Origin of the sequence: Collinsella sp. AF38-3AC (genome assembly GCF_003474365.1) — a bacterium.
In the GTDB taxonomy this organism is placed as follows: Bacteria; Actinomycetota; Coriobacteriia; order Coriobacteriales; family Coriobacteriaceae; genus Collinsella.
In genome coordinates, this window is the sequence record NZ_QROM01000019.1 from 24,828 (window position 1) to 40,515 (window position 15,688).

11 protein-coding genes and 2 tRNA genes are annotated in these 15,688 nt (G+C 60.7%); 5 read left to right on the plus strand and 8 right to left on the minus strand.

Going from position 1 to position 15,688, the window contains the following annotated elements; translation table 11 throughout:
* Positions 1–43: 43 nt before the first annotated feature.
* Positions 44–119, minus strand: a tRNA-Lys gene (locus tag DW029_RS09635).
* A gap of 22 nt (positions 120–141) precedes the next feature.
* Positions 142–218: transfer RNA gene (locus DW029_RS09640), tRNA-His, on the minus strand.
* A 165-nt stretch (positions 219–383) separates the two neighbouring features.
* Here DW029_RS09640 and DW029_RS09645 point away from each other — a divergent pair.
* A complete protein-coding gene (locus tag DW029_RS09645) occupies positions 384–1,565 on the plus strand; it encodes a pyridoxal phosphate-dependent aminotransferase (RefSeq protein ID WP_118345958.1) in 1,182 nt (393 codons plus the stop codon).
* Positions 1,566–1,704: 139 nt separating this feature from the next.
* Positions 1,705–2,595 (plus strand): ROK family protein, encoded by an 891-nt coding sequence (locus DW029_RS09650; protein ID WP_117763096.1) that lies wholly within the window; start codon positions 1,705–1,707, stop codon positions 2,593–2,595.
* 114 nt (positions 2,596–2,709) lie between these two features.
* On the opposite strand, the gene DW029_RS09655 is transcribed toward DW029_RS09650, so the two are convergent.
* The 4 genes from DW029_RS09655 to argS all read right to left on the minus strand — a co-directional run bounded on the left by DW029_RS09655 (position 2,710) and on the right by argS (position 10,215).
* Complete coding sequence (locus DW029_RS09655) at positions 2,710–3,159, minus strand: VanZ family protein (RefSeq protein ID WP_117735610.1); 450 nt, start codon at positions 3,157–3,159, stop codon at positions 2,710–2,712.
* Between the two features lie 7 nt (positions 3,160–3,166).
* Complete coding sequence (locus tag DW029_RS09660; protein ID WP_118345959.1) at positions 3,167–4,558, minus strand: hypothetical protein; 1,392 nt, start codon at positions 4,556–4,558, stop codon at positions 3,167–3,169.
* 313 nt (positions 4,559–4,871) lie between these two features.
* Positions 4,872–7,448: a transcription termination factor Rho gene (gene rho, locus DW029_RS09665; protein ID WP_233543854.1), complete on the minus strand. Its 2,577-nt coding sequence runs from the start codon at positions 7,446–7,448 to the stop codon at positions 4,872–4,874.
* A gap of 913 nt (positions 7,449–8,361) precedes the next feature.
* Positions 8,362–10,215 carry an arginine--tRNA ligase gene (gene argS / locus DW029_RS09670; protein ID WP_117743968.1) on the minus strand — a complete coding sequence of 618 codons (1,854 nt, stop codon included), beginning with the start codon at positions 10,213–10,215 and terminating at the stop codon, positions 8,362–8,364.
* 342 nt (positions 10,216–10,557) lie between these two features.
* Here argS and DW029_RS09675 point away from each other — a divergent pair, with 342 nt between their 5' ends.
* Together DW029_RS09675 and DW029_RS09680 are read left to right on the plus strand one after the other, a co-directional pair.
* The gene (locus tag DW029_RS09675) at positions 10,558–11,043 is read left to right on the plus strand and encodes a CarD family transcriptional regulator (RefSeq protein WP_006235480.1); all 486 of its coding nucleotides are present in this window, start codon (positions 10,558–10,560) and stop codon (positions 11,041–11,043) included.
* A gap of 107 nt (positions 11,044–11,150) precedes the next feature.
* Positions 11,151–11,750 carry an HD domain-containing protein gene (locus DW029_RS09680; RefSeq protein ID WP_117735607.1) on the plus strand — a complete coding sequence of 200 codons (600 nt, stop codon included), beginning with the start codon at positions 11,151–11,153 and terminating at the stop codon, positions 11,748–11,750.
* Positions 11,751–11,813: 63 nt separating this feature from the next.
* On the opposite strand, the gene DW029_RS09685 is transcribed toward DW029_RS09680, so the two are convergent.
* The gene (locus tag DW029_RS09685) at positions 11,814–12,572 is read right to left on the minus strand and encodes a transposase (RefSeq protein WP_158570746.1); all 759 of its coding nucleotides are present in this window, start codon (positions 12,570–12,572) and stop codon (positions 11,814–11,816) included.
* Positions 12,573–12,789: 217 nt separating this feature from the next.
* A complete protein-coding gene (locus tag DW029_RS09690) occupies positions 12,790–14,076 on the minus strand; it encodes a glutamate-5-semialdehyde dehydrogenase (RefSeq protein WP_117763101.1) in 1,287 nt (428 codons plus the stop codon).
* 113 nt (positions 14,077–14,189) lie between these two features.
* On the opposite strand from DW029_RS09690, the gene DW029_RS09695 reads away from it, so the two are divergent.
* Complete coding sequence (locus DW029_RS09695) at positions 14,190–15,608, plus strand: alpha/beta fold hydrolase (protein WP_117794632.1); 1,419 nt, start codon at positions 14,190–14,192, stop codon at positions 15,606–15,608.
* The last annotated feature ends 80 nt before the right edge of the window (positions 15,609–15,688 follow it).

Sequence of the window (15,688 nt, forward strand, 5' to 3'; positions counted from 1 at the left end):
AAAGATAAAGTCCGTTGTGGCGGACTTTAGAGGAGATATCGTGTGGTGGGCCGTCAGGGGGTCGAACCCTGGACCTTGGGATTAAGAGTCCCCTGCTCTACCAACTGAGCTAACGACCCGATATCAACACGAAGTAAGAACTGGGGTGGGTAAAGGGACTCGAACCCTCGACCTACGGGACCACAACCCGTCGCTCTAGCCAACTGAGCTACACCCACCGTGTCCTGTGCGCTTCGCGCTCGACTATTATTGCAAGGAACGCCACGCGATGCAAGCCCCAATTTTCAAGAATTTTGAAAAGAGTTTTTCGAGACCATTTCAAGCAAATCCCACCGGTTTCATAGGAGTAAACTTGCCCCACCCTGAAGTTCGAAAGGACAAGCATGAAAGAACTCTCCAACCGCACGGCATTATTTACCGATTCCGTCATCCGTCGCATGACGCGCATCTCCAATAAGTACGGCGCCGTCAACCTGTCGCAGGGCTTCCCTGACTTCGATCCCCCGGCGCAGCTGCTCGATAGCCTCAGCACCATCGCCACCGACCCCAAGCCGCTTTACCACCAGTACTCCATCACCTGGGGCTCCCAGGCCATGCGTGAGGCGCTTGCCGCCAAGCAGGAGCATTTTATGGGCATGCCGGTGAACCCCAACGAGAATATCGTAGTCACCTGCGGCTCCACCGAGGCCATGATGGCCGCCATGATGACGGTCACGAACCCCGGCGACAAGGTCGTAATCTTCTCGCCGTTCTACGAGAACTACGGCGCTGACACCATTCTCTCGGGGGCTGAGCCCATCTATGTGCCGCTCAACCCGCCCACCTTTGACTTTGATCGTGAGGTCCTCGAGGCGGCCTTCCGCGACAACGACCCCAAGGCGATCGTCCTGTGCAACCCGTCCAACCCCTGCGGCAAGGTCTTTACCCGCGAGGAGCTCACCTTTATCGCCGACCTCTGCAAAAAGTACGACGCCTGCTGCATCACCGACGAAGTCTACGAGCACATCGTCTACGCGCCCCACGAGCACGTGTACATGGCCACGCTGCCCGGCATGTTTGAGCGCACCATCAGCTGCAGCTCACTGTCTAAGACGTACTCCATCACCGGCTGGCGTCTGGGCTACACCATTGCCCCAGCCCAGATCACCGAGCGCATCAAGAAGGTCCACGACTTCCTCACCGTGGGTGCCGCTGCTCCCCTGCAAGAAGCCGTCGTCACCGCCCTCAACTTCGACGATAGCTATTACGATGAGGTCCTTGACCTCTATACCGCCAAGCGCGACCTGTTCTGCCAGGGACTCGACAGCATCGGCCTTGAGCATAACGTGCCGCAGGGCGCCTACTACGTGATGATGGACATCTCTGAGTTTGGCTATGACAGCGACCTCGACTTCTGCGAGGATTTGGCCTCCAAGGTGGGTGTGGGCGCTGTTCCCGGCTCGAGATTCTTCCGCGAACCGGTCAACCATCTGATTCGCCTCCACTTTGCCAAGCGCGACGAAACGCTTATCTCCGCACTCGAAAACCTCAAGTCCCTGCGTGATAAAATCGAGCCACGCGGGTAAGGACGACCCAGTAACTAAAGGCACTAAAGAAACCTCGCGAACCCGTTGGGTCACGAGGTTTCTTTTTATAGCGACCTTATTTAGTTTTTAGAGCGCTATACTTAGAGAAGGAGCAATTCGTCCCAGAGAGAGGAATACTATGGCAGAGCAGCAGCTTATCGGAGCGCTCGAGGCCGGTGGCACCAAGATGGTCTGCGCCACGGGCTATGCGGACGGTACGGTCCTAGAGCGCGAGCGGATCGCGACCACGACTCCACAGGAGACCGTCGAGGCCGTCAACGCGTGGTTTGCGAACAAGGGCATCGCCGCGTTGGGCATCGGCGCGTTTGGCCCCACCGCGGTCAACCCCGCTTCGCCGCAGTACGGCAAGATCCTAGAGACCCCAAAGACGGCATGGCGCTACTTTGACCTGCTGGGCAGCATCCAAAACGAGCTCAATATCCCCTGCGGCTACGATACCGACGTCAACGTCGCCTGCCTGGGCGAGGTCACGTTTGGTTGCGCTCAGGGCCTCACCGATGTGGTCTACCTGACCATCGGCACCGGCGTGGGCGCCGGTGTGCTCTCGGGCGGCCAGCTTGTGCACGGCATGATGCACCCCGAGGCCGGTCACATCCTGGTCACGCGCGACCCGCGCGACACCATTGGCGAGCACAGCGCCTGCCCCTTCCACGACAGCTGCCTCGAGGGCCTCATCGCCGGCCCCGGTGTTAAAAAGCGCTGGAATGGCAAGAGCGCCGGAGAGATGGCCGATGACCCGGAGGCCATGGACCTGCTCGCCGGCTATCTGGCGCAGGCACTCATGACCTACACGCTGTGCTATGCGCCGCAGAAGATCGTCATCGGTGGCGGCGTGGCCGACCACACCCCCATCGTGCCGCTCGCGCGCAAGAAGTGCGCCGAGATGCTCAACGGCTACATCGTCACACCCGAGATGGCCGACATCGATAACTACATCGTCAACAACAGCCTCGAGGGCAAGCAGGGCATTATGGGCTGCCTGGCCCTGGGCGCACAGGCGCTTCAGTAGCAGACGCACCCACGGGACGTGGCACGCCCGGCAAATCCGACCTACGGAACGACGCCACCACGCCTCATATAAACCCTCAAATAAAAAAGGCCGCCTAGGACCAAACAATACGTCCTAGGCGGCCTTTTTGGCGCACATCAGCGACCGTAAGAGATATCGGAGCACAACGCCCGTTGCCGCTCCACAGCAGTCGATCATCACATCGGTGATCATGCCGGCGCGTCCCGGCACAAAGAGTTGAATCGTCTCGTCGATCGAGGGAATCAGCAGCAGGAACACCGCCGTGGGCAGCAGCACGTCAAAGGTGCGCCGGCCCTCAAAATCAAACGCATGCGTTGCCAGGATGCCGAGCACCATATACTCGGTAAAATGCGCGCACTTGCGAACAACAAAGTTGGTCACCCATGCATATGGAAGTCCCACGCCGTGCAGGAAACCGCGGATAGCTTCCATGACCGTCAGGCTCAGCGAGCCCGACCCCGAGCCGGGAACCAGCGAATTGCCCCAGATCAAGAGTGCCATCAGGCAGGTCACGACCGCCCATTTTCGATTGATCTTAACCATGCAGAAGTTATGCCTCCGCGCGGAGCGGCGCGAAGCTGGCGGTACCGCCCTCGATAACGCTCAGATAGGCACGGCCCGTACGCTTGGCAGTAGAGGACTGCAGGCGCTCGATCTCTTCTTCTAGGATCTGATTGACGCGCTCGTGACGACGATTTTCCATAATGCCGGCGGCAATAGCCTCGGCCCGCTCGATGCTCTCGCGCGAGATACGGGCGGTATCCTCGGGGAACACAGCGCTGTGACGGCCGACATAGGCGGGGGCAGCAAGCTGAGGGGCAGCGACGGGAGCGGGGGCCGCAACAGGAGCAGGCTCGTCGATCTCATCCAGAATCGCGGTGGCGGCGGCCCACATGTTCTCGTGGCCCGAGTAGTCGGCCATAGGGACATCAACCTCGAGCGAGGCGTCCGGAAGGTCTCCGGTGTCGATGCGATCTTGGGCATCAATCGATGCGGTGATGGCTGCAGGCTCGTCGAGATCGATGTCCGCGGCACCGGAGATGATAGGCATGCTGGCGAGGTTTGCATTGTACGGCGCAGCCTCAGCCGCCTGCTGCTGGGCAGGAGCGCCCCACAGCGAGCTTTCGGCGGCACGGCGGGCGGCAACGGCCTCCTCGTCCGCGGCCATGGCTTCATCAATGTACGAATTGTCGGCAGAAGCGTTCGCGTCCGCCGAGGTAGCGTTGTAGGCGTTATTGGCTGCCGCGTTGGCAACGAGTGCCACGAAAGCCGCCGTGCTGCCCGCAGGGGCGGCCTGGGAACCAGACACGGCGCGTGCCGCGGCGGCGATGTCGTCGCGATTGAAGGAGCCGGTCTGCCCGCCGTTGGTGAGCTCGTCGATGGCGACTTGATAGACGTCGCGCGAGTGTGCAGGGTCGCAGCTCACCGGCGAATCGTCGTCGAGCATACTGTCGATCATGGACCAAGCCTCGGCCTCGTCCATAGCATCTACGGCTCGAGCGATGGTAGGGACACCATCATCGGCATGACGGCGCTGGAACGCACCAGTCAGGCCGGAAAGGAATGTCGAGGTAGACTGCTCCGCCTGAGTCTGAGAAGCAGAAGCCGCAGCGTAAGGAGTCGCATCCTGCTGCTGAGCTGGAATCGAGGCGGTCTTGAACTCACTTTGATGTTGATTGAGATTGGCGGCACCGCCCATGGCATCGGGCTGGAACAGACGCTCTTCACGCTGCGCACGGTACTCGGAGATACCCAGCGAGACGGCATAGATACCCACGCCCGCCACTGCGCCCACGGCGAAGGGAACCGCACCCGCCACGACCGTCTCGTTCACAGACGAAAACGGCAGCGTCGCGGCATACATAACCACGGGAGCGGCAAGGCCGATCCCGCACGAAAGTCCGGCAAGGACTGCTCGTTGTGTTGCATCAGAAGAAGCCATGAGCTCTCCCCATCTTCCAGCACCCAAATCGCATCATTCAGTTGGCTGCGCGAGAGAAGATGAAGCGGGGCTATGCCCCAAAGCAACGGTATATGGTTCGTTTCATCTGCGTTTTCCGTCGCGAAGCTTAAAAGCTATTATGCGAAACCGCCCTGTCGATTGCAAGCGACAATGTCGGATTGAAACGGGAAACCTGCTGCTTGCCTGTCTTATGGTCAAAAATAAGCGCGGAGCGGCGATATGGAAAAGGGCCGAGGCTCAAAGCCCCGACCCTTTATCGCATTGATGACTATCGCTGCGTGTGGATGACAACCTAGAACGTCTGCTCGTAGTCGCTGTGCTTTTTGGCCGAACGCACCAGGAACTCCTGGTTGGTGTTGGTGCCCTTAAGACCCTTGATGAACGACGCGGCTGCGCGTTCGGTGTTGTTCATGCCGGCAAGAATGCGACGCAGGCCAAAGACAAACGGACGCATCTGCTCGTCGACCAACAGGTCCTCGTTACGCGTACCGGAGGCAACGGGGTCGATAGCCGGGAAGATGCGGCGGTCGGCCAGGTCGCGGTCGAGCTTAAGCTCCATGTTGCCGGTGCCCTTGAACTCCTCAAAGATGACCTCGTCCATCTTGGAACCGGTGTCGATGAGGGCAGAGGCCAGGATGGTGAGCGAGCCACCGTTCTCGATATTACGGGCTGCACCCAGGAAGCGCTTGGGCGGATACAGTGCCGCCGAATCGACGCCGCCCGAAAGGATGCGGCCTGAGGCGGGCGCCGCCAAGTTGTAGGCGCGGGCAAGACGCGTGATGGAGTCGAGCACCACCACAACATCGCCGCCCAGCTCAACAATGCGCTTGGCACGCTCGATGACGAGCTCGGCCACGCGGGTGTGGTTGTCGGCGGGCATATCGAAGGTCGACGCCACAACCTCGCCCTTGATAGAACGCTGCATATCGGTGACCTCTTCGGGGCGCTCGTCGACGAGCAGGCAGATGAGGTGCACCTCGGGGTTGTTAATCGAGATAGACTGGCAGATCTTCTTGAGGATCGTGGTCTTGCCGGCCTTGGGCGGGGACACGATCAGGCCACGCTGACCCTTGCCGATCGGCGACACGATGTCGATGGCGCGACCGGTAATGGAGTCCTTGCCGTGCTCCATGCGCAGCGGCTCGTTGGGATAGACCGGGGTGAGGTCGCCGAACTTGGGACGGTTGCGAATCTGCTCGGGGTCCAGACCGTTGACGGTCGTGATCTTGGCGAGGCCGGCGCGCTTGTCGCCGCCGCGCGAAGGACGCAGCGAGCCCTCGATGACATCGCCCGTGCGCAGACGCGCGGAGCGGATGAGGTAGGCGGGCACGAAGGCGTCGTCGTTGGACTTCATGTAGCCATGGGCGTGGATGATGCCGGAACTGTCCGGGCGAATCTGCAGAATGCCCTTGATGTCGCGGAAGCCCTCGGCCTTCGCGGCAGTGGTGTAGATCTCCTCGACAAGCTCGGCCTTCTTCTTGCCAGTCGTCTCGATCTCGAACTCCTTGGCCTTTTCGCGCAGCTCGGCGACCTTCATGGCCGCGAGTTCCTCGCGCGAAAGCGTGGGCTCGGTGGGAGCGGCATTACGCTCCTTGTTGCGCTGCTTGCGATCTCGCTGGCGGTTGCGGCGGTCGTTGTTGCGGTCATCCTTGCGCTCGTTGCGCTCGTCGTTGCGCTTGTGCTGGCGACGGTTGGGGCGAGCGCCGTCTTCGCCCTCGGCGGGCGCGGCGCCATCGGTTGCGGCGGTGTCAACATTGGCCGCGGCGGCGTCATTGGCCTCGGCGCCGGTATCGACCTGCGCTTCGACATCAGCCTGCTGCTCGGCGGCCTTGGCCCTGGCGGACTTCTTACGGCCGCGCTTGGGTTTCTCGGACGCAGGCTGTTCGACGTCCTGAGGCTCGGCGACATCAGTCGATGCATCGGCGGTCGTCTCGGCGGAATCCTCGGACGCGCCCTTCTTAGCGGCTTTAGCCTTGGACGTGCGCTTAGCAGCGGTGCGACGGCTGCGACCGGGACGGACGTCGGCGGGCTCGGCATCGGCGGGAGCGGCCTCGGAAGTCGTAGCATCCTGGACGGGCGCGTCGGCAGCGGTTGCAGACTCGGCGGTCGCCGCAGCATCCCGAGCGGCGGCGGCGGCTGCGGCTGCGGCCTTCTCGGCCTCGACGAAGGCCTTGGGCTTGCGACCGCGACGGTGCGGGCGCAAAGCCGGATCGACAACGGGAACTTCGCCGGCCTCGACAGGCGCAGCAGGCTCAGCAGGCGATGCGCCCTTCCCTGCCGCGGAACGGACCGAAGCCTCAGTGAGCTCGGGGGTTACCTGTTCGGCAACCTGCTCGGCCTTAGCAGCCGTGCGACGGCGTGTGCGCGGTGCCGGCTTCTCGGTCGGCTGGTCGGAGGCAGGGGTCTCGGTGGCGGCAGACGTCTCGGGCACAGACGGAGCTGCAAGCTCGGTCAGAGCCGCGGCCTCGCGCTCGGCAGCACGACGGCGGGCACGCACCACCTGAGCCTCGCTAATCTGCGCCAACGCACGTGCTTGCGCGACCTCATCGGAAATCGGCGCCGAGGAGTCAGTTGCAACGGTGCGCTTGACGCGCGTCGCGCGCGTGGTACGGCGCCTGGGCTTGGTGACCTCCTCGCCGTCAGCGGCAGGCTTGGCCGTGGGGCGCGTGCGCTTGGGCTTTGCCGGAGCAGCCTCCTCACTAGTTGCAGACACGGCCTTCTCAGCCGCTGCAGGCGTAGACGTCGAAGCAGCCTTGGGCGTCTCAGGAGCCGAGGCTTGCGCGGGCGCCGTGACCTGGTCCGACGCAACCGGTGCAGCGGGAGCGGCCTGCGTCGTCGTTATTTCGTTTTCTTGCTGTTGATCAGACACAGTGTTTGCTCAACTTTCTTTTCAAGCCCTGTGATCACATGCTCCCTGCATAAACCTTCAGGACGGCTAAACAGTCTAGTTCCGTTCAAAACGACGGACATCATTGATCTGTATCGAGATGATTGCGTCAACTACGCAGCGTTAGTGTAACACAACCGCCGCCACCTGCAACTTAGTCATTGGGGACGTTCTTAAACGACTAGTCAAAAGGGGCACTCTTCACAAAGCCGCGGGCGGCGATATCCAGCTCTCATAAGTTGCGGTGAAAGAGCTCCTGAAAAACCCGGCAGCCGCCCCAAACAGGAACTATTCCACTGCAACTTATATGGATAGGCCAGCCGAGCCCCCAAAGATCGTGGTGACCACGAGGCACGGGAGCAGAATCGTCAGTCCCAGGATCGACTCGCCACGAATCGCGCCTATCTACTACGTTTGGCCCGCGACCCCTGACCATTCCCTCGGTCTTCCTAAAATCGCAATCCCGCTACCTGCGGTTTTAAATATCGCGCCTTTCGACATGGTTCGGGGTATGCGACTAAACGTAGTAGATAAGCCCGATTCGTGGCGGACGGTTTCGTACCGCTCTCCCCCGGGACATAAATGATCCGTTTTCCTCCGTCCCCAAGGGGTCATTTTCAAAACTATGGCGGATTACGGTGTAAGAACGGCGCAAGCCAACCATACCCTGCATTTTTAATATTCGGCAAGCCGTCTACCTGCGGTTTTATTTTCACTGCTGTCGCTATGGTCGCCAGGCAGCGATTCAGCCCCGTAAAGCGGTATAGTTGCTTTTTTGTAGCATTTTCCAACACGCCAAAAAGCCCCGCCAAACGCAAAAAGCCCGACCTCCGCATGGAGATCGGGCTTATAGGGCTCAGCAAAGCCGAACCTACACGGTCAAATGAACCGCAGATTACATCTGCTCGGGCGCGGAGACGCCAACGAGGGTGAGCACCAGGGCGAGCGTCACGCGAACGGCGTCGCAAGCGGCCAGACGGGCACGCGAAAGCTCGGGGTCGACGGGACGGCCCTCGCTCGGCAGCACCTGGCAGGCAGCGTAGAAGCTATGGAAGTCGCCGGCGAGCTCCTCGGCAAAATGCGTCAGACGGAACGGGGCGCGATCACGAGCGCAGCTGGCAATCAGGTCGGTGAGCTCGTTGAGCTTACGCGAAAGGGCGAGCTCGGTCGGATCGGTCAGCAGCGAGTAATCGACGTTCTCACCGATGGCCTTGGCGGCGACGGCCTTCATGCCCATCTCGTCAGCCTGCTCGGGCGTAACGTCAGCGGCACGGCGCAGGATGGAGCACACGCGGGCGTGAGCATACTGCACGTAATAGACCGGGTTGGAGTTATCGCGCTTCTTAACGGCCTCGATGTCGAAGTCGACCATCTGATTGGAGCTCTTGGAGATGAGCGTGTAGCGAGCGGCATCGGAACCGACCTCATGGACGAGCTCCTGCAGGGTCACCATGGTACCCTTACGCTTGGACATACGGACGGGCTTGCCGTTGCGCAGCAGGTTGACGAGCTGGCCCAGCAGAACCTCGAACTTACCGGGGTAACCGAGAGCGTCGCAGACGCAGCGGACGCGCTCGATATAACCGTGGTGGTCGGCGCCCCAGATGTCGATGACGTGATCGACGCGCTGGAACTTATCCCAGTGATAGGCGACGTCGGAGGCGAAGTAGGTGTACTCGCCGTCGGACTTGATTAGGACGCGGTCTTTGTCGTCGCCCAGATCGGTGGAACGGAACCACAGGGCGCCGTCCTTGGTGTAGAGGTAGCCCATCTTGTCGAGCTTCTCAAAAGCGCGGTCGACGGCAGAGGTGCCGGCGGTCTCGCCCTCGGTGTCCTTCACATACAGCGAGCGCTCGGAGTACCAACGATCGAAGTCGCAGTTGACGGCGTGGCAGAGGTCGCGCATGTTGTCGACCATCTTCACATAGCCGCGCTCACGGAAGCTCTCCATGCGCTCCTGCGGATCGGCGTCGACCCACTTGTCGCCGTCGGTACGCCAGAACTCGGCAGCCTCATCGATGATGTAGTCGCCGCCGTAGGAGTCCTTGCCCAGGGTCTCGGCAAAGTTGTCCTGATACGGATGGGTCTCGGGATGCTCGTCGTTCTCGTCGGCAACGAAGGCGTCACGGTCGGCGATCAGGAGCTTGTGAGCCTCGTCGATATCAACGCCCTGCTTGGCAATGATATCGGCAAGCTGCATATAGCGCGTGCTGATGGAGTTGCCGAAGGTGTTCATCTGAGAACCGTGGTCGTTGATGTAGAACTCTCGCTGGATGTCGTAACCGGCGTGGTCCATAACGCGGCAAAGGGAGTCGCCCAGAGCGGCCCAGCGGCCGTGGCCGATGTGCATGGGGCCGACAGGGTTGGCGGAGACGAACTCGACCTGGGTCTTCAGGCCGCCACCGACGTTAGACTTAGCGAAGTCCATGCCCTTCTCGCGGGCCTCGCCAAAAATGGCGTTCTTGACGGCAACGGAGAGGTAGAAGTTAATGAAGCCGGGGCCTGCGATCTCGACCTTCTCAATCGCGGGGTCCTCGGGCATATGGGCAACGATGGCCTCGGCAATCTTGCGCGGGGCGCAGTGAGCCAGCTTGGCGGACTTCAGGGCCATAGTGGAGGTCCACTCGCCATGAGAAGTGTCGGCCGGTCGCTCGATAGCGCAATCATCAAGTTCAAATGCGGAAAGGTCGCCGGCCTCCTGGGCCGCAGCAAGCGCAGCGCGTACCAGCTCTTCAATCTTCTCGGGCATAGATCCTCCTTGTGTTAAAGCCCCCGAGCTCTTGGTCACTCGTAGGGCAAAAGCCAGAGTTTGTAGCACTCTATCACAAGCGGTAGCTACTGTCGCAGGGTAAAGTCAATCGATATTGCATATGCACAAAAATGACTACAGCTCGCACAGGGCCACTCAAAGATGGCGGTTTGCCTGCTGATTGTGCACCTGCCGAAAATGCATAAACACGTGCATGAGCTGCTCGGAATATCGAATACTCTTACCTATCGGAATTGTGTGCTTTTCCTGCATAAAGCGATGGTTTGCGCACGTCAGCGTGGTATTCTAGACATACGCAAATTCGTATAAGCTGGAGGTAGCATGTTCTCAATCGGTCAACACGTCATTCATCCGGGCCAGGGAGTCTGCACCGTCGTCGGTTTTAGGGACGACACGCCGCAGCCCATGTTGCTGCTCGAGACCAAGCAGGGACATGCGCAGACGATTCTCATGTACCCCGTGGCGCAAGCCGACCGTCTGCATGCCGCCATCTCTCAGCAGGATGCCGAGCACCTGCTGAGCCACTACGACGAGCTGGAGTGCGACACTTTTACCGAGCGCAACAGCTCGCTTGAGGAGACGCACTTTAAGCAGCAGCTCAAGCTGGGCGCGCCCGAGACGGTCCGCGTGGCAAAAACCATGATGCACCGCATTCGCCAGGCCGAGGAAGCTGATAAAAAGCCCAGTTCCTACTACATGCGTGTGCTCAAGGAGGCCAAGCGCCGCTCTATAGAGGAGTTCGCCGTGGCCCTGGGCGTCACCGAAGAGGCCGCCGAAGCCCGCCTAGCCCAAGCCGCCCTCAACTAACCTGCCCACGCCAAAACCACCACAAAGGGGACAGGCACCTTTGTGGTGGTTTTCTTGTTCTAGTAGTATTCAATCTTATCGATACCCACGAGCACAAGGAGTCTGTTATGGCAGAGTCGCTTACCGCCGGAATCACCCGCGACCGCGCATTCGAACTGCTCAACGAGCACAACAAGGATTCGTTCCACATCACCCATGGCGAAACCGTCGAGGGCACCATGCGCTACTTTGCGCGCGAGTTCGACCCCGAGAACGAGGAGTTCTGGGGCATCGTCGGCCTGCTCCACGACCTGGATTGGGAGGAGCATGAGGACGACCCCATGAACCACACCATCTACGCTGCCGAGATCCTCGAAGGCGAAGGTGCCTCTCCTGAGCTCATCCGTGCCATTCAGTCGCACACGTCCGATTTCAACACTTCGCTGCCCAAGCCCGAGCTGCAGATGGAGAAGATCCTGTTTGCCTGCGACGAGCTTACCGGCCTGATCGGAGCTGCCGTCATCATGCGCCCGAGCAAGAGCGTCATGGACTTTACGACCAAGTCGCTCAAGAAGAAGTTCAAGGACAAGCGCTTCGCCGCCGGCTGCTCGCGCGACGTGATTTCGCAGGGCGCCGAGATGCTGGGCTGGGAGCTTCCCGAGCTCTTTGACCGCACCATCGCAGCCATGCAGTCCTTCGCTCCCGATCGCGACACCTTCCAGGCCTAACACTAAAACCACCACAAAGGGGACAGGCACCTTTGTGGTGGTTTTTGTTTGCATCAGAACGAGCTAACCTGCCTTGCGAATCGACCACTCCCCTACACCCGTCAGGCGCTGAATCTGACGGATCGAAAGGCCGGCGCTCCGCATCGCAGCCAAAATCTCATTTCGTTTGGCCTTATCGAGGGCTTTAACATCGGAAAGCTCACTCAGCCCAAACGAGCGAATCAGCGATATTCCCACATCTAAAGCTTCATCTTCATCGATGCGCCCACCCGCTGACGGACGAACAACCACGACATCGGATGCGTCCATAAAGGCCCGATAGTCGCAAGCGCGCGGAAACGCAAGGCGAACAAACGCCAAATCGACCGTCGCAATAGCTGGGTCGCGTTCAACATAATCCAGATGGCTGCTCCATCGATACTCGCCATACGGACAAATACCGGCTTTTTGCGGATTGAAATGCACGTATCGAATAGCATCGAGAAGATGTTCCTCGCTCGAAATGGGAGTGCTCGAAAATCTATCCTGAAAAACGTGGCCGACATGCCCATGCCGGCGGTTATACCATGTTGCGTAGCAAGACATGACAAGGTGCATGGACTCACTTACGTTATCATCGGGATCGCTCGCGACAAGATGCACGTGATTGCCCATCAGGCACCAAGCAATAAGTTTGACGTTGAACCTCGATAACGACGACCGGACAAGCGACAACAGCCGCCTCCTGTCTGCATCATCCTCAAATAGAAGCTGTTTGCCGTTGCCCCTCATCGTAATGTGATATAGGCCAATCTGCGATTTCTGCCGAGGTTTTCTTGACATGGGCATCTCCTTGCTCTCATGTCAAAACATACCTCCGCGGCATATGCAAAACAGCGAGAATCTACTTACCGATAATGCCGTCCACCTGCCGAAATGTCACCTATTACATGACGAAAATATGCTTAGATACAATTGGCCGACGAACGAGTGCGCAAGTAAATCAAAACCACCACAAAGGTGCCTGTCCCCTTCGTGGTGGTTTTTGCTTACGAGAGGTTTAGGGGCGGACCTGGCCGGTGCCGCGGAGCTTGTATTTGTAGGTGGTGAGGGCCTCGGCGGCAAAGGGGCCGCGGGCGTGGAGCTTTTGGGTCGAGATGCCGATCTCGGCGCCCAGTCCAAACTCGCCGCCGTCGGTGAAGCGCGTACTGGCATTGGCATACACGGCCGAGGCATCGATCTCATCCAAAAAGCGCTCGCAAGCGTCCGCGTCCTCGGCGATGATGGCCTCGGAATGCATGGTGCCGTAGCGGTTGATGTGCGCGATGGCCTCATCCTCGTCCGCCACGACCTTCACGCTCATCTCGAGCGCCAGATACTCGTGGCCCCAATCCTCCTCGGTCGCGGCCACGTAGTCGTCGCCCTCGGCAAGACCGGCGTCGGCGCATGCGGCGCACGTGGCCTCGTCGCCGTGAATGAGCACGCCGTGGTCGTGCAGCACAGCCACAGCCGCGGGCAAAAACGTGTCTGCCATGGCGCGGTCGACCAGCAGCGACTCGGCGGCATTGCACACGCCCACGCGCTGCGTCTTAGCGTTGACGATAATGTTGAGCGCCTTATCAAAGTCGGCGGATTCATGCACGTAGATGTGACAGTTACCCGTGCCCGTCTCGATCACCGGTACGAGCGACTCGCGTACACAACGCTGAATCAGGCCCGCACCGCCACGCGGAATGAGCACATCGACGATGCCGCGGAGCTTCATGAGCTCGCCGGTGGCCTCGCGGTCGGTAGACTCGATCATCGACACTGCCTCGCGCGGGAAACCCTGGGCCTCAAGCGCATCGGCCAGCAGCTCGGCAATCATGGCGCACGAGTGATACGCCAGCGAACCGCCGCGCAGGATGCAGGCGTTGCCGGTGCGGATGCAGATGCCCGCGGCGTCGGCCGTCACGTTGGGACGTGCCTCGTAGACCATGGCAACCAGACCCAGCGGCACAGTCACACGCGTAAGGTCCACACCACTTGCAAGCACGCGATGGTCGAGCACGCGGCCCACGGGATCGGGCAGCTCAGCGAGCTTCTCCAGGCCGGCGGCCATGCCATCAACGCGCTCGGGCGTCAACAGCAGGCGGTCGAGCAGTCCGGCCGAGGTGCCCGCATCGCGCGCGGAAGACATATCGAGCTCGTTGGCGGCAATGACGCAATCGACACCGTCGCGCAGCGCCGCGGCCATGGCGCGCACGGCCTCCTGGCGCTGGGCATCGCTCGCCGTGGCAAGCGCGGCTGAAGCGGCCTTGGTCTCGACGGCAAGATCGTGGACATACGTGGCTATATCGACCGACATGGGCGGCCCTTTCTCTTAGATGTTTGCCAACCATGGTAGCCGATTTATGCGCATCCTCGCCGACGGCGGTAGAATTGGTCAACCCGAAACACCGCAACGAATGGAAGCATTACATGGCGCTCATCACTTCGTACCACGTCCCCGGCCTGTATGTCGAGGACCACAGCATCGATGTCCCTCTCGACTGGCGCGGCCTTGAGCCAATGCTTTTGGCCGTCGGCAGCACTATGCGCCGCGGCGCCATGCCGGCGCCCATCGCCGGCGCGCCCGAGAGCATCAAGCTTTTCTACCGCGTGGTTTGCGCACCCGACCGCATCAACGACGATCTGCCGCTGCTCCTGTTTTTGCAGGGCGGCCCCGGCGGCGAGAGCCCGCGTCCGCTGTCGCCCACCAGCGACGGCTGGATCGAGGAGGCCGTCAAGCATTTCCGTGTCGTGCTGCCCGACCAGCGCGGCACCGGACGCAGCAGCTGTGTTGACGGACGCACGATCGCAGCCCTGGGCGAGCGCGCGGAGGCAACCGGCGCCGATGCGGCCCGCTCGCAGGCAGACTTTCTCAAGCGTCACCTCGCCAGCTCCATCGTGCGCGATTTTGAGTACCTGCGTCTGGTGGGCTTTGGCGGCAAGCCCTGGGTCACGATCGGCCAGAGCTACGGCGGATTTTTGACGCTGAGTTATTTGTCCCTCTTCCCGGAGGGCGTGACGGCAAGCTTTACCTGCGGCGGCATTCCGCACGTGCCGGCGAGCGCCAGCGAGGTCTACGCGCACACTTTCCCGCGCATGGCGGCCAAGACCCAGCAGTATTACGACCGCTACCCCGCCGATGTCGAGCGCGTGGCGGCGCTGGCCGATGCGATCGAGGTGCAAAAACCCGCACTGCCCGACGGTTCGCCGATGACGGTCGAGCGCCTGCAGCTCATGGGCAGCGACTTTGGCATGAAGCCGAGCTTTGAGCGCATGCACTGGATTATCGACCACGCGTTTGTTGATGGTGACGGCACGCTGAGCTGCGGCGCCTCGGTATCCGACAGCTTTTTGATGCGCGCTTTCGAGCGCACCAATACGCGCACGAACCCGCTGTACTGGACACTGCAGGAGTTCATCTACGCCGACGGCGACACCATGCCCATTCGCTGGGCCGCAGCAGAAGAGAAAGCCCATCGTGCCGAGTTCGACACCCTCGCACGCCCGCTCATGTTTACCGGCGAGGCCATGTTCCCGTGGATGTTTGAGCAGATGCCCGAACTTAAGCCCTTCAAGCCGGCGATGGACCTGCTGATGGAGGACACCAGCTGGGACAAGATCTACGACCCGCAGCGCCTGGCCTGTAACGAGGTACCGCTCCAGGCCGCGGTATACTTCGATGACATGTACGTGGACTCGGGCATGCAGCTCGACACGCTCAGCCGCGTGGGCAACTCGCACGCCTGGGTGACCAACGAGTTCGAGCACGACGGCCTGCACGGCAGCGTGGTATTCAAGCACCTCTTCGACGAAGCCCTCAACCGCGGAGACCTGCGTCGAATCTTCTAGCAAAGGAGTGTCCCAAAGTGCCGGCACAGACGATATGAGCAGGACATAAAACATTGGGAGCCCCCGGCATGAAAGTCCGC